The following is a 14499-nucleotide window of genomic DNA, read 5'->3' on the forward strand; positions in this document are numbered from 1 at the left end:
ACGAATAAGAGGTTTTGAAAAGTCGATGTCCTTGGGTTGGTGTGCTGCCCTATCAACCGTTCCGCCCGTGGGCACCACGGGCATCGCCCTCCCTCCTCCAAGGAGGGCGTTCGAGACGTTCCAATCCGAAATCACCTTTGTTTTGTGCCGCCGCCGTTCGCCGCATGATCGTTCCAAACGCCCTCCAGGGAGGGCGATACCCTTAACGCACTGATGATACTCCATGCCACAACAGGAAGGACATAAACGCCGCACGCTGGAAGGGGATGACCCCTTCAGGCAGCACCCCCCCAGCCCCTTCGTGGAGCTGGGGCTGGCAAGCTGTTTTTCCTTTCTCCGCGCGGCTTCGGATGCGGTGGACCTGACGGCGACGGCGAACCTGCTGGGCTATGACGTCATGGGCATTGCCGATCACAACACGCTGGCGGGCGTGGTGCGGGTGCATACGGAGGCGAAGAAGGCCAAGGTGCGGCCGCTGATCGGCTGCCGTCTGGTGCTGATGTGCGGCGCAGAAATCCTCGCCTATCCGCGCGACCGCGACGCCTATGCGCGGCTGTCGACGCTGCTGAGCAAGGGGAAGATGACCGATATTGACGGCGGCTGGCAGGAGAAGGGCGAGACGCATCTGACGCTGGAGATGCTGGCCGAACAGGCGCAGGGTCTGGAACTGATCGTTATGCCGCCCGAGGCGCTCGACGTCTTCGAGGCGGGGTTGCCGCGCCTGACAAAGGCGTTGCCGGGGATGCGCTATGTGGGCGCGGCGTATCTCTATCGTGGGGATGACGTGGCGCGTATCGCGCGGCTGGACCGGATTGCGCAGGCGCATGGGCTGGGCATTCTGGCGACCAACAACGTGCTTTATCACCGGCCCCACCGGCGGCCCTTGCAGGATGTGATGACCTGTATCCGCGAGGGTAAGACGATTGAGACGGCGGGTTTCCTGTTGGAACCCAATGCCGAGCGCTACCTGAAATCACCGCAGGAGATGTGCCGCCTGTTTGCCGACTGGCCTCATGCGATCCGGGCGACGCGGGCGGTGGCGGATGCCTGCCGGTTCAGCCTCGATGATCTGAAGTACGAATACCCGCACGAGATCGAGGCGGAGGGGCGCACAGCACAGGAGGAGTTGGAGCGGCTCACGTGGGAGGGGGCGGCACGACGGTATCCGCAGGGCGTCTCGGACCGGATCATGGGGATTATTGAGAAGGAATTCGCGCTTATTCGGAGCAAGAAGATTGCGCGGTATTTCCTGACGATCAACGACATCGTGCGCTTTGCACGCGAGGAGGCGGATCCGCCGATCCTGTGTCAGGGGCGCGGGTCTGCCGCCAATTCCGCCGTTTGTTTCTGTCTGGGTGTCACGAGTGTCGATCCGGAAGAGCATGACGTGCTGTTCGAACGCTTCCTGAGCGAGGAACGCGACGAGCCGCCCGATATCGACGTGGATTTCGAACACGAGCGGCGCGAGGAGGTGATCCAGTACATGTACGCCAAGTACGGGCGCGCACGCGCAGGGCTTTGTGCGACCGTGATCCACTATCGCCCGCGGTCGGCTATCCGCGAGGTGGGCAAGGCGATGGGGCTGTCAGAGGACGTCACCAGCAAACTGGCAGGCACCGTCTGGGGCAGTTTCGAGGCGAACGTGGGCGACAAGCGTGTGCAGGAGGCAGGTATGGATCTGAACGATCCCTACCTGCGCAAGGTGCTGCATCTGGCGCGGGAGATGACGGGTATGCCACGGCACCTGTCCCAGCACGTGGGTGGTTTCATCCTGACCGAGCGGCCTCTGACCGAGATGGTGCCGATTGGGAATGGGGCCATGCCGGAGCGCAGCTTTATCGAGTGGGACAAGGATGACATCGACGCGCTGGGGATCTTCAAGGTGGATATTCTGGCGCTGGGCATGCTGACCTGCATTGCCAAGGGGTTCGACCTGCTGCGCGCGCATTACCAGGAGGACTACGAGTTGGCGACAGTGCCGAACGAGGACCCGGCGACCTATGACATGCTCTGCGCGGGGGATTCGCTTGGCGTCTTTCAGGTGGAAAGCCGGGCGCAGATGGCGATGCTGCCCAAGCTGCGCCCGCGTACCTTTTACGATCTGGTGATCGAGGTGGCGATTGTGCGGCCGGGGCCCATTCAGGGGGATATGGTGCATCCCTTCCTGCGGCGACGGCAGGGGATCGAGGGGGTGTCCTACCCTGCACCGGGGCCGGAGCATCCGCAGGATGAGCTACTGCGCATTCTGGGGCGGACTCTGGGCGTGCCGATCTTTCAGGAGCAGGCGATGAAGATCGCGATTGATGCGGCCAAGTTTTCACCCGCCGAGGCGAACGAGTTGCGCAAGGCCATGGCCACCTTCCGCTCGCGCGGGACGATCGAGACCTTGCAACAGAAGATGGTCGGGCGGATGACTGAGCGCGGCTATGACGCGGAGTTCGCCCAGCGGTGCTTTGACCAGATCAAGGGGTTCGGAGAGTATGGCTTTCCCGAGAGCCATGCGGCGTCTTTTGCCAAGCTGGTGTACGTGTCGTCATGGATGAAATGCCACTACCCGGCGGCCTTTGCCTGTGCGTTGCTGAATTCACAGCCGATGGGGTTCTACGCGCCGGCGCAGATCGTGCGGGATGCGCGCGAACACGGGGTTGAGGTGCGTGACGTGGATGTGAACCTGTCGGAATGGGATTGCACGTTGGAGCCTTGTGCGGAGGGGTTTGCGCTGCGCCTTGGGTTCCGGCAGGTGGACGGGATGCGCGAGGAGGCGGGGCGGCGCATTGTCGCCGTGCGGGAGGCGCCGTTCGAGGACGTGGCGGGGCTGAAGGAAGTTGCGAAGCTGGACCGGGGTACGGTGCGCAGACTGGCAGCGGCGGATGCGATGCGGTCCATGGGGCTCGACCGGCGGGCAGCCCTTTGGCAGGCGCAGGGGCTGAAGGATGCGCCTGCCCTGCCGATTTTCGAGGCGGCCGAGGCGCGTGACGAGGGGGCGGAGCCGCAGGTCAGCCTGCCCGCGATGCCACAGGCCGAACACGTAGTAGCGGATTACCAGACGCTGCGGCTGTCGCTGAAGGCGCATCCGATGAGTTTTTTCCGATCTGCACTGCGCAAGCAAGGCTTTGCGCGCACCGATGCATTGCCGGGGATGAACCACGGGCAACGTGTGTCACTGGCGGGGCTGGTGTTGGTGCGGCAGAAACCCGGTTCGGCCAAGGGTGTCTGTTTCATCACGCTGGAGGATGAGGCGGGGGTGGCGAACCTTGTAATCTGGCCCAAGCTGTTCGAGCATTTCCGACCTGTCATCATGTCGGCGCGGCTGATGGTTGTGCATGGCCGTGTGCAAAGCGACGGGCGCGTCATTCACGTGGTAGCGGACCGGCTGGAGGACCGTACAACGCGGCTCGATACCCTGTCTGAGGAGCGGGTGCCGGCCACCTACGCGCGGGGGGACGAGGTGACGCATCCCATTCCGAGCCAGGTGGGTGCAGGCAGCGGGCGGCGACATCCGCGTGACGTGCGGGTGATCCCGAAGTCGCGGGATTTTCATTAGCCGTGTGTTTGGGATAGCTATATCGCAAAGCAGCGGGTCAGCCCGCATTTCGTTATGTCAGGCAGGGCTCTGCCCCTGAAGCCACAGGGTCCAAGGCCAAAAAGAGAGAAATATTTTGCTGAACACAGTGCCTTTGACGCGTGACCTGGTGTTCGTGGGCGGCGGGCATGCCCATGCGCTTGTCCTGCGGTCGTGGGGCATGGACCCGCTGCCCGGTGCGCGCCTTACGGTGATCAATCCGGGGCCGACGGCACCATATACAGGGATGCTGCCGGGACATGTCGCAGGCCACTACGGGCGAGACGATCTTGAGATTGATCTGGTCCGCCTGTGCCGCCATGCCGGTGCACGGTTCATTCAGGACAAGGCGATCGGTATTGACCGCTCGCGCCGCGAGGTGATCCTCGAAGGGCGCGGGCCGGTTGCGTATGACGTTGCATCGATTGATGTCGGGATCACGGCACAAATGGATCTGCCGGGTTTCGATGCGCATGGCATCGGGGCAAAGCCGCTGGATGTCTACGCGGCACGGTGGCGGGCATTTTTGGAGCAAGTAGAGCGCAACGAGGCGTCCCCTGAAGTGGCCGTGATCGGTGGTGGTGTCGCAGGATGTGAACTGGCGATGGCGATGGCCTTTCGGCTGCGCAAAATCGGGGCGCCGCCCAAAGTCACCGTCATCGAGGCTGGACCACGAATTTCCGGCGTCGGGTCAAAGGCACGGCAGACGATGCTGGCGGCGATGGCCGCGCTGGGCATTGAGGTCAGGACGGATGCGCGGGTGACTGAGGTGCGTGCCGATCAGGTTTTGTTGGCAGGACAGGAGCCAGTCAGGGCGGCACTTTGTGTGGGCGCAGCGGGTGCGTTTCCGCACGGTTGGATTTCCCGGACAGATCTGCCGCTCGAAGACGGGTTCATCGTGGTCGGGCCTGATCTGGGCGTCAAAGGCGATGATGCTTTGTTTGCTGTCGGGGATTGTGCGGTCATGCCCCATGCACCGCGTCCTAAGGCAGGCGTTTTTGCCGTGCGTGCCGCACCCATTTTGCAGCACAATTTGCGGGCCGCGCTCACCGGCGGCGCACGCAAAAACTGGCGACCTCAGAAAGATTATCTGAAGCTGATTTCTTTGGGTGAACAGTCAGCCATGGCCGAAAAGTTCGGCTTGACGTTGACGGGGTCTTTCATGTGGCGCTGGAAATATCGGATCGACCGGGCCTTCATGGATCGGTTGAGCGATCTGCCGATAATGGCTGGCCCCAAGCCGCCCGATACTGCGGCACTTGGGGTGCGCGACATTTTGGCGGCCAAGCCGCTCTGCGGCGGGTGCGGGGCCAAGGTTGGCAGCGGCGTGCTGTCAGCTGCGCTTGAAGGAAGCGCCCCTATGGCGGGGGAGGTCATTACCGGAGCAGGTGATGACGCGGCGGTGCTGCGCCAGCCCGGCGGCGGGTTTCAGGTGATCAGCACCGACCATCTGCGCGCTTTGGTCGAAGACCCGGTTCAGATGACACGGATTGCGGCGGTGCATGCCCTTGGGGATGTCTGGGCCATGGGTGCGCGGCCGCAAGTGGCGCTTGCGTCAATCGTGTTGCCGCAAATGTCGGCAGAATTGCAGGCGCGCACATTGGCTGAGATCATGCAGACGACGCGAGAGGTGCTGGAGGCGGCAGGCGCGCAACTGGTCGGCGGGCATACGACAATGGGCGCTGAGCTGACCATCGGATTTACGGTAACAGGCAGGCGGGAAGAGATGCCGCTGACTGTCGCCGGGGCGCAGGCGGGTGATGTCCTGATCCTGACGCGCCCCATTGGGTCCGGCGTGATACTGGCAGCGGACATGGAAGGGCGCGCGGACGGTCGGGACGTTGCAGCAGCGCTCGAGATCATGGGTAAAACGCAGGATCGTGAGGCCGCTATCTTGGGCAAAGTTGCGCATGCGATGACGGATGTGACAGGCTTTGGCCTTGCCGGGCATGTCAGGCCGATCTGTGCCGCGTCTGATCTGGATGCGATTTTGTGGCGGGACGCAATTCCTGTTTATGCTGGCGCACGTGCCTTATCCGATGCTGGCATTTCCTCAAGCCTCATGCCGTCAAACCGGGCCGATGCATCGATGCAGGGTGGCGAGGATCTATTGCTGTATGATCCGCAAACGGCAGGGGGATTATTGGCAGCGGTGCCGGCAAGCGACCGTGACACCGTGATTGCCGCGCTTGAGGCCGAAGGCTGTCAGGGACATGTTATTGGTCAGCTGTCGAAAGGGACTGGACAACTGACGCTTGGCTGAATGCCCTGGTCAAGCGCTTGGCCGTTTGGATAAGCGTTGCCGGTTCAAGATCGGGCAACGACAGATGTTCAGCGACGTTTGACTGGCGCGCGGCTGACTTGGCATAGCGCGGGTCATAATGCTCTGCGATCAGTCCCCGGGCCAGAACTTCCCAGTTACCGGTTTGCGCTTCAGCGTGCCATTGGGCGATCTGCTGGGCTGAGTGGTATGCGCGGAGATGGTCGATGAGCAGACCAAGACGATCTTGGTCCTGAGTGAGATCGCTGTAGGCGCAGCACAGGAACCGGCTGCGCGCCTCAAGTGGGGCGGATATCCGGACGCGGGGCGCTTTGCTCATGCTCTCCCAAAGGGACGGTGGGATCAACCGTTCGCCGATCTTGCTGCTTTCGGCTTCAACAAATGTTACCTGTGCAGGGTCGAGTGGCACAAGCGCAGCCGCCAGATGGCTTTCGAACATCTTTTGTGAGGGCTGTTGGGTGGCGATCCCGCCGAAAAGGGACCCTCGATGCGCAGCAAGCCCTTCGAGATCAAGCATTTGGGCACCAGTATCTGCGAGGTGGTGCAGCAAAGCTGTCTTGGCCGTTCCGGTGCCGCCTTCGATAAGAACAAAGCGGTGCGGCAGGGACGCGTCATAGAGTGTTTTGACAATCTCGCGGCGATAACTCTGATAGCCGCCCTTCAGCAGTTGCACGCGCCAGCCGACCTGATCGAGGATTGTCGAGAATGCACCCGAACGCTGCCCCCCTCGCCAGCAGTAGACCAGCGGTTGCCAGCTGCCATCTTTTTTGGCAAGTGCAGTTTCAAGGTGATGTGCCGTATTTTGCGCAACCAAAGCGCCACCGATTTTTCGGGCGTTGAATGGGCTGTCTTGTGTGTAGATCGTGCCGACCTTGGCGCGTTCGGCATCGCTGAGCACAGGCAGGTTGATGGCACCGGGTAAATGGTCCTCGGCGTATTCGGCCGGGGCACGGACGTCGATGATGGTGTCGACGCTGAGCGTGCGCAGATCGTCGAGGGATGTGAGGGTAAAGGGTGTCATCGGGTGCCTTTGCGCATGAACCCTATGTATAGGCTTTGCGCCAGAGGTCCAGCGGGGACCATACTGGCAAGGGTAAGATAGTTTTGCCTCTGAGGCGGAAAATACTGCTTTGAAACAAAAAGTCGAAATGCTGGTGCAGAGCCGTCATTGCCTCTTTCGTCAGACAGGCTTGCCCCTTATCGGTCAGGCTTCACCCGGCGGTGCCAAAGTCGGTCGTTCAGGCGGAGCGCAGCGGAAGGCAGCTTAGAAACCCAAGCGCCGACACCGAGGCTGCGAGGATTTGCAATTGCAGCATTTCGATGAACGGAACGAGCTGCCATCTGTGGAAGCCGTCGCCGCAGGCGCGGGTCAGCGTTTCCTATTTTGAGGCGGGGGCTTCGGCGTTAACTCAAGCCAACATTCGCGCAACCTTCGCGTCATGGTTGAGGGCATTGATTTGCGTCCCCACCGGCGAAAAAGTGACAAAGAAGAGAGATGCGAGAGATCATTTTGGAGGAAACATCATGATGAAACGCTGCTTTGCCGCTATACTTTGCACGTCCATGCTGTTTGCGCCTTTGACGGCGTAAGACAACATGAACAAACTCACCAACATGCAAAAAACGGAAGCCACGTTCACTTTCGTCGAGCAGGAGGGGGATCGCGACCGCGTGGCTGATGAGGTAAAGGACTTTGCGCCATCGATCACCTTCGACATCCCTAACGGGCCATGCTTTTCATCGGATGGGCTCCTCTACATTGCCGAGCGGAACCGGGTGCTTGCTTTCCCAGCGGCCGAATTTTTCTTTAAGGGCCCTGATCCGCCTGAGGGCGTTGTCGTAGCGCAAGGTGAATTGGTTCCGCCAGAGGAAGAAAGTTTTGATCACACCGCACGGGTTTGCGACATTGGCCCCGATGGCAAACTCTACATCTCGCTCGGGCAGCCGCACAACGTGCAGCCAGAGGAAAAACTGGAGATGTACGACGAAATCGGTATTGGCGGGATCATCCGCCTCAACACTGATGGTTCGGGCCGCGAAGTGTATACTCGCGGTGTGCGCAACTCAGTTGGCCAGGACTTTAACCCGGCAACTGGCGAGCTGTGGTGGACCGACAACCAGGTCGACGGCATGGGCGACGACATCCCGCCAGGTGAGTTGAACCGTCAGACCGCGGCTGGTCAGCATTTCGGCTTTCCGTGGACAACAGCCGGGTCGAAATTCCGCAATATGCAAATGTGCCGCACCTGCCACGGGATTGATGGCTTTGCGACGATGCCAATCGCGCCTCATATCGGAGGCGAGCCGGAGGCATATCTTGAAGCCCAACTCATGGCCTTCAAGACAGGCCAGCGCGAACACGAGATGATGACCGTCGTCACGGCTGGCCTTGATGCGCAACAGATTTCCGACGTAGCGGCTTGGTATGGCGCACACGAGGCGACGGCGATCTTGCCAGAGGGCGTAAAGGCCGAGGACGCGCCTCAGGCCTGTGTCTCTTGTCATGGTGCCGACGGCATCTCGGAATTGCTCGATGCGCCAAACCTTGCGGGGGAGACGAATATCTACCTCGACACGCAACTCAAAGCATTCAAGCGCGGCAACCGACAGCACGAGATCACGTCCGAAGTTGCAGCCGAACTGTCTGATGAGGAAATCCGGGAGATTGCAGACTGGTATGCTGCCGTGAGCCTTGAGATCGTTCCTCCTCAAGAGTAAGCGCAGATCAATACCCGAGCGGTTCATTCGCCTGTGCCGCGAAGGTCCGGAAAATCCCGCAATTCTGACGCCCGTTCATTTCGCAGCAAAAGGGGGCTTTCGGCGCCGATTCCCAGGGCAGAGGCACATTCCCCGACGGGAAAGGCGGAACTAGCTGGTGCTTGTCGCATACAATCACGCAGACATCGGCACGGCGATTAACCGCGCCGGGTGCTGGGAAGTCAATTTGTAGAAATTGGTGGAGCATAGCTCCACCAAATATGCTTTCTTCTAGTTTCAGATCGTATATATTATCCTATATAAGACAATAGTTTAGTATTTGTCTTTTCCGATACGTACCTCACTATTCCTATGGTTTCCGGGACATTCATGGTATAAAAAATGGTATATGAGAACAGGAAAACTATCAGTTGCCAAGTTGCGGCAGATTGCCGAACCGGGCAGGTATGGCGATGGAGGATGCCTTTACCTAGTCGTGGCGCCGGGTGGGACAAAGCAATGGGTGGCTCGCCTTACTATTCATGGCCGTCAAACTGATCTGGGACTTGGTGGTATCTCGAATGTAACGCTTGCGGAAGCCCGGGAAGAAACTGCCCGGCTGAGAAAGATCGCACGCAACGGGGGCGACCCACGAACCGAGAGAAGTCGTGAGAAGCTAACTTTCTCAGAGGCTGCGCGTCATGTCTATGACCAGCTGCGCCCTACATGGAAGAACAAAAAGCATGCGGAGACATGGCTAGCGACTTTGGAGAACTATGCCTTTCCAAGTCTTGGACGTCGCCCGATTGAGACAATATCAACTGCGGATTGCCTTAAAGTTCTCTCACCTATCTGGACCGAGAAACACGAGACCGCTAAGCGCCTGAGACAGAGGATCGCCACTATCTTCGACTGGGCGAAGGGGGCCGGGCACTATCCATTCGAGAACCCCATCAATGGCATAGAGAAGGCATTGCCGACGGTTAAGAAGTCCGTAGCCCACATGCCAGCCCTTCCTTGGCGGGACCTTCCTGCTTTTATCTGTGACCTTCAATTGCGCGAAGGAGTCTCAGCACGATTGCTTGAGTTCGTCATCCTTACTGCTGCGCGTTCCGGAGAAGCTCGTGGAGCGAAGTGGTCGGAGATTGATGGTGATAGTTGGGTGGTCCCCGCCGACCGTATGAAGCGTGGTGTCGAACATCGCGTCCCCCTCTCATCACAGGCAGTTGACGTCTTGAGTCAGATCAAGGGCCTTGATGCCGATCTGGTCTTCCCGTCCCCAGTTACAACGAAGGGCATAAGACCAATGAGCGACGCCGTTCTCATGGCACTTCTGCGTCGCATGGGACATCACAGCATCACGGCACATGGTTTCCGGAGCACGTTCCGGGATTGGGCGACGGACGTCGCTCGTGCAAATAGAGAGGTTGCAGAAGCCGCACTTTCCCATGCTACTGGGAACGCCATTGAACGCGCCTATGCTCGCTCTGATCTCTTCGAGCGGCGTCGTGAGCTGATGGATGCTTGGGGACGTTTCTGCTTGGGTGGTGCGGGCGATGTTGTAGCGTTGGTGCGTGGATGAAACCTTCACGAGCAATCAATCAGGCTAAGGCTGCCTTTGAGCTACCTCTAGGGGAGCCGAAGGTTGGATCAGATGCAGTGAACTTGCGCCACCTCTGGCACGCGCTCGAACTTGTCTCCAGCATGGGTGACAACGCTGCGATACAGACATTGCATCAAGCACTGAAGAGTGGCCAACTTGTGGCCCATGCGCATTCGAATGGTGCCAAAATTCCATCTCGAACGTGGCTGAAGGCTCCATCAGCGCAAAGCAATGGCTCGCCTCCGGGATGGTTGACCGGCGTCATCTACTTTCACCACGACCTAGAGAACTTCAAAGGGGAACTGCCGGTGGTAGCGCTCAAGGAGGCAGAAAGTTGGCTTTCAACTTTCAGCCCAAAAGCTGGCCCCGGTCGGCCCTCGAAACGAGCCGTTGCGGCAAAAGCGTACAAGAAGCTCTATCCGAACGGCCACACTGCTGCCAACGCAACTTGGAAACAGGTGGCACTGAGTGTTGAGGAAGTTCTGGGGTCACAGGTGAGCATTAGGACAATCCAACGCGGGCTTGGGTTAGCAAGTTAGGCCAAATCCTCAGGACAAAATGCAGTCAGAGTTTTGGCCTTTTTGTCCGCCTGTCGCGTTCCTTAGTCATATACTAGCACAGTGATACCCCCCAGTGTCAGGAGTATCACAGCGATGCCAAACAACTTACCAGAAGGCGACCTGCTAGAAGGCGACCTAGCCGAAAATAGTCCCCTAAATAACGACAGGCCATGGTGGCGCGACTACGAATACATGCGCCCGACTTATGCTGCGCGTTACCTTGGTATTTCGCAGAGTAAACTTGCGAAACTCCGCATGCAGAATTGCCCGACAACGGGACCGCCCTTTTCGAAGATCGCGGGTATGGTCGTCTATCGAAGGCCTGACCTCGATCGCTGGGTTGAAGAAAATCAAGTCGTCGATCACCGCGATTCACGCACCCCCGCCACCAAATAAGAAATCCCCGCCGCTGGATCGACGCGACGGGGAGGTGGTTTCAAGTTACAAGACCACCTTACCACGCACGCTCGACCCCGGCTATCCCAAAGGAATGCATTATGGAAAATGATACCGGAATCGTCGGTGTTGATGGCACTGAAGCAGAGATCACTAAGTTGGCTGAACTCAGCCAAACCGACTATGAAGTGGAACGTAAAGACGCTGCAAAACGGTTGGGTATGCGCACCACGGTTTTGGACAAGGAAGTGAAGAAAGCACAACAAAGCAATGCTCTTGTCGGTCAAGGTGACGCAGAAACGGGATTGGAAGAACTTGAGCCTTGGCCCGACCCAGTTGACGGTGCAACACTTGCGTTAGAAATCCGTGGTAGGCTGCTGGCGCATGTTGTTTTCTCTGCCGATGCTGATGCAGATTGTGCCACTTTCTGGATCATTGGGACATACCTGATGGAGACTTGGCGGCTCTGGCCTCGGCTGTTGATCACCAGCCCGACCAAAGCCTGCGGTAAATCGACTCTTCTGGAGGTGCTTGATGCGATGGTGCATCGGGGCTTCATCACGTCGAATGCATCTCCTGCAGCTATCTTCCGGTCGATTGAAGGATGGTCCCCGACACTTCTGCTCGACGAAGCTGACACTTGGATGAAGCAAAATGAGGAGCTGGCGGGTATCCTGAATTCGGGCCACACGCGTCGCACGGCCCGGGTCATGCGCGTACAAGAGGTCAACGGGGAATACCGTACCATAGCCTTCTCAACTTGGTGTCCCTTGGCGATTGCAGGTATTGGCAGCCAGCGCGATACGCTGGTGAGCCGCAGTATCGTGATTAATCTACGGCGCAAATTGCCCGATGAAACCGTGGAACGGATGCCACTCGACTTACACGCTGAACTCCTGCACTTGCGTCGAAAACTTGCTCGGTGGGCGAAGGACAATTCAAAGAAGATTAGCTCGATGACAATCGAACCGCCGACCTGCGGCAATGATCGCATGCAAGACAATTTCACGCCTTTGTGGCGCATCGCCCATGCATTGGGTGGAAATTGGCCGAGCTGGATCAAGGCTGCCTATGCTGCGCAAGCAAAAGCACAGGAGAATTCTGATGATCCTGCCGGTGTCATGTTGCTACAGGACATTGCAGAAGTATTCGCGGCAAAGAAAACGAGGCACGACCGGATTGCGTCGTCTGAACTCGTCCACGAACTGACACAGTTGGAGGATCGCCCGTGGGCTGAATGGCGGCAAGGAAAACCGCTTACTGCCAATAACATAGCGAAATTGCTGAAGCCCTTTGGAGTCACGCCGAAGGTAACCAAACTGAACGGAAACTCGGTACGTGCGTACGATCGAAATGAGGTGGAAGCTGCCGCAGCCCGTTACGTCAAGTTGAAGTGTAACTCCGTAACCATTGAGCAAAATCAAGAGGTTATGGAAAGTTCAAAGTGTAATCTGGAGCAACGTGTTACAGCACTGAAACCGGCCAACCCATTGAAAGAAAAGGAAGGTTACACGGTTACACCTGTTGGTCAGGAGAGCCAAGTTTTTCACGATGGTGATGATCCTTATGATCCTGATGCATGGCGTTAGGTTTAGTTACCTTCGAGAACAAAATCCGAGTTAGGGGGCGCAATTTGCCGCCGAGTACGAAAACCCTAGCCCGGGGGCACCTCCCCTACCTGACGTCAGCCACCCATATGTCGTACATGCGATGAAGCGCGAACGATCAGCATCCTCAACCACTTCAGCCAAAAGGCTTTGGAGGCTGGGTCTTGCCTTTCGGGCAAGACCCAGCCGTATCCGCACCATGTCCAAAACCACGGCACTGCTGCACCAATATCAGACGTCTTAAGCCTTGATGCTCGTGGCACGGCGAACCGCAAGTGTTGCTGCAGCATAGTCGCCAAGTGAAATACCTCTGAAGGCAAAAACGGCCGGGCGATCAACCCGGTCGTTGTCTGTTTGATTCGAAACCAGTTCCGTAAGATCGCCAGTGATCAGATCGTATGGAAGCATCGGCTTTTCGCTTTCAAGCTCCTGTTTTCGATCATCGACAATGACTGTCTTAAACGCTGCCATGCTGTCTGGAAGCCAAGGAATACAGGCATCCGTTATCGCAGCAAATGCATTTTTCTTCAGCCACCTCGCATCAAGGAAAGGTTTGATTGAATAATCCAAGGTTACTGACGTTACTATCAGGTCCGCCTTCCGCAGAGCGTCTTTCGCATCAGTGCATGCCTCTGCATCTAGACCCATCTCCCGCGCTTTGCGGCAGAGTTTGTCAACATTGCTCTGGCCACGCCCGAATACGCAAATACTCTTGAGAGGAAACATTTCCGAAAAAGCCGCAAGATGTGCGTGTGCCTGCACACCAGCGCCCACAAAGGCTACTGTCTCAGCGTAAGGATCGGCAAGGCGGCGCGCCGCCACCGCAGAAAGTGCTGCCGTTCTGACAGCCGTGATCCAGTTGGCTCCCAAGACAGCGCGCAAAACGCCTGTCTGCGCGTCCATCACCATGATGGCACCGTTGATTGCAGGGAGTCCCTTGGCCGGATTGTCCGGGCATACAGTGACCTGTTTGACGACGATAAACCCATCTTCGCCCACGGCCAAAGTGGACATTGCATAGCGCCCATCACCGGGCAAAATTGCTGTTTTTGGTGAAGTGTGAAGCCGTCCATCCGCCTTCGCGATCAGCGCGGACTCGATAGCATCCGCAACTTCGGATGGTTGGATGTTCAGTGCTTCCAAGTCCTGATCAGACAGGAAGAGCAGTGGTTCTTCGGAAGCCATAACATCACCCTTTTTCGTAACACTTTGCTTTTTGCTCGTCTGTCCCAATCGTTGATACAACAAATTTGGGCGACGCGGCGACAGTAATAGAATGACCCAAGCACAGCCAGAACGTGGCTCTGCCGCTGATCCGGCCTGTAGGCGTCATGTGTCTTGGCAGCGTTCAGGGCTGCTTAGGGGTGCGAATGGAGCTGAGCCGGTGGTCTGAGACGGCATGAGATATGGGGGCAGTATGGGCTTTGGATAGGAACCCTACCCCCCGGGGGTATCCCCCACCTGATGTGAGCAGCCGTCTGTCATACGTGCGATGCAACACGAACGGACAGCATAATGTCACGTCTCACTTGAAGCACGACAGCATCACTGATGGCGTAGGCCTTGGCACGTTCTAAGGCCAACTCATAACGGTCATCTGAGTAAAACACTCAAATGACCGGGATTAGCCAGAGCGGACAAAGGCGCGCGAATTCACGCAGCACGATTTTTATTCGCGGAATGTGCTTTAATCCCTAAATGGCACGCCCCCTGTGCCGTCCAGACGCAGGTCATTGGGCGAAGCCCACGTCTCTGGATCACAAATCAAACGCGCCACCGCTTCCGCGGCGGCT

General features: G+C 58.1%; 10 protein-coding genes. 8 read left to right on the forward strand and 2 right to left on the reverse strand.

The window, feature by feature from the left end; translation table 11 throughout:
* Window positions 1-223: 223 nt before the first annotated feature.
* Together GV827_RS05430 and selD are read left to right on the forward strand one after the other, a co-directional pair.
* Window positions 224-3544 carry an error-prone DNA polymerase gene (locus tag GV827_RS05430; protein WP_164352667.1) on the forward strand — a complete coding sequence of 1107 codons (3321 nt, stop codon included), beginning with the start codon at window positions 224-226 and terminating at the stop codon, window positions 3542-3544.
* 127 nt (window positions 3545-3671) lie between these two features.
* Entirely contained in the window at window positions 3672-5825 is a 2154-nt protein-coding gene (selD, locus tag GV827_RS05435) for a selenide, water dikinase SelD (RefSeq protein ID WP_328823111.1), read from the forward strand.
* On the opposite strand, the gene mnmH is transcribed toward selD, so the two are convergent.
* Entirely contained in the window at window positions 5779-6864 is a 1086-nt protein-coding gene (gene mnmH / locus GV827_RS05440) for a tRNA 2-selenouridine(34) synthase MnmH (protein WP_164352668.1), read from the reverse strand. The genes selD and mnmH overlap by 47 nt on opposite strands.
* Window positions 6865-7163: 299 nt before the next feature.
* Here mnmH and GV827_RS05445 point away from each other — a divergent pair, with 299 nt between their 5' ends.
* The 6 genes from GV827_RS05445 (at window position 7164) to GV827_RS05470 (ending at window position 12688) form a co-directional block, all read left to right on the forward strand.
* Entirely contained in the window at window positions 7164-7433 is a 270-nt protein-coding gene (locus GV827_RS05445) for a hypothetical protein (protein WP_204325721.1), read from the forward strand.
* A gap of 24 nt (window positions 7434-7457) precedes the next feature.
* Window positions 7458-8561: a c-type cytochrome gene (locus tag GV827_RS23980; protein WP_408056265.1), complete on the forward strand. Its 1104-nt coding sequence runs from the start codon at window positions 7458-7460 to the stop codon at window positions 8559-8561.
* 388 nt (window positions 8562-8949) lie between these two features.
* On the forward strand, window positions 8950-10122 hold the full coding sequence (locus tag GV827_RS05455; RefSeq protein ID WP_164352671.1) for a tyrosine-type recombinase/integrase: 1173 nt from the start codon (window positions 8950-8952) through the stop codon (window positions 10120-10122).
* On the forward strand, window positions 10119-10682 hold the full coding sequence (locus GV827_RS05460; protein ID WP_164352672.1) for a hypothetical protein: 564 nt from the start codon (window positions 10119-10121) through the stop codon (window positions 10680-10682). Before GV827_RS05455 ends, GV827_RS05460 begins: the two co-directional genes overlap by 4 nt.
* Before the next feature lie 114 nt (window positions 10683-10796).
* Window positions 10797-11099 carry a helix-turn-helix domain-containing protein gene (locus GV827_RS05465; RefSeq protein ID WP_204325722.1) on the forward strand — a complete coding sequence of 101 codons (303 nt, stop codon included), beginning with the start codon at window positions 10797-10799 and terminating at the stop codon, window positions 11097-11099.
* 101 nt (window positions 11100-11200) lie between these two features.
* A complete protein-coding gene (locus GV827_RS05470; RefSeq protein WP_164352673.1) occupies window positions 11201-12688 on the forward strand; it encodes a DUF3631 domain-containing protein in 1488 nt (495 codons plus the stop codon).
* Between the two features lie 258 nt (window positions 12689-12946).
* On the opposite strand, the gene GV827_RS05475 is transcribed toward GV827_RS05470, so the two are convergent.
* Window positions 12947-13951, reverse strand: coding sequence for an ornithine cyclodeaminase family protein (locus tag GV827_RS05475; protein WP_164352674.1), 1005 nt, complete (start codon window positions 13949-13951; stop codon window positions 12947-12949).
* Between the last annotated feature and the right edge of the window lie 548 nt (window positions 13952-14499).

This window comes from Sulfitobacter sediminilitoris (assembly GCF_010667575.1).
Taxonomy (GTDB): domain Bacteria; phylum Pseudomonadota; class Alphaproteobacteria; order Rhodobacterales; family Rhodobacteraceae; genus Sulfitobacter; species Sulfitobacter sediminilitoris.

Coding starts and splice junctions, on each gene's coding strand:
- GV827_RS05455 (WP_164352671.1), top strand. CDS start 8,950: ATGAGAACAGGAAAACTATCAGTTGCCAAGTTGCGGCAGATTGCCGAA.
- GV827_RS23980 (WP_408056265.1), top strand. CDS start 7,458: ATGCAAAAAACGGAAGCCACGTTCACTTTCGTCGAGCAGGAGGGGGAT.
- GV827_RS05465 (WP_204325722.1), top strand. CDS start 10,797: ATGCCAAACAACTTACCAGAAGGCGACCTGCTAGAAGGCGACCTAGCC.
- mnmH (WP_164352668.1), bottom strand. CDS start 6,864: ATGACACCCTTTACCCTCACATCCCTCGACGATCTGCGCACGCTCAGC.
- GV827_RS05470 (WP_164352673.1), top strand. CDS start 11,201: ATGGAAAATGATACCGGAATCGTCGGTGTTGATGGCACTGAAGCAGAG.
- GV827_RS05445 (WP_204325721.1), top strand. CDS start 7,164: ATGAACGGAACGAGCTGCCATCTGTGGAAGCCGTCGCCGCAGGCGCGG.
- GV827_RS05460 (WP_164352672.1), top strand. CDS start 10,119: ATGAAACCTTCACGAGCAATCAATCAGGCTAAGGCTGCCTTTGAGCTA.
- GV827_RS05430 (WP_164352667.1), top strand. CDS start 224: ATGCCACAACAGGAAGGACATAAACGCCGCACGCTGGAAGGGGATGAC.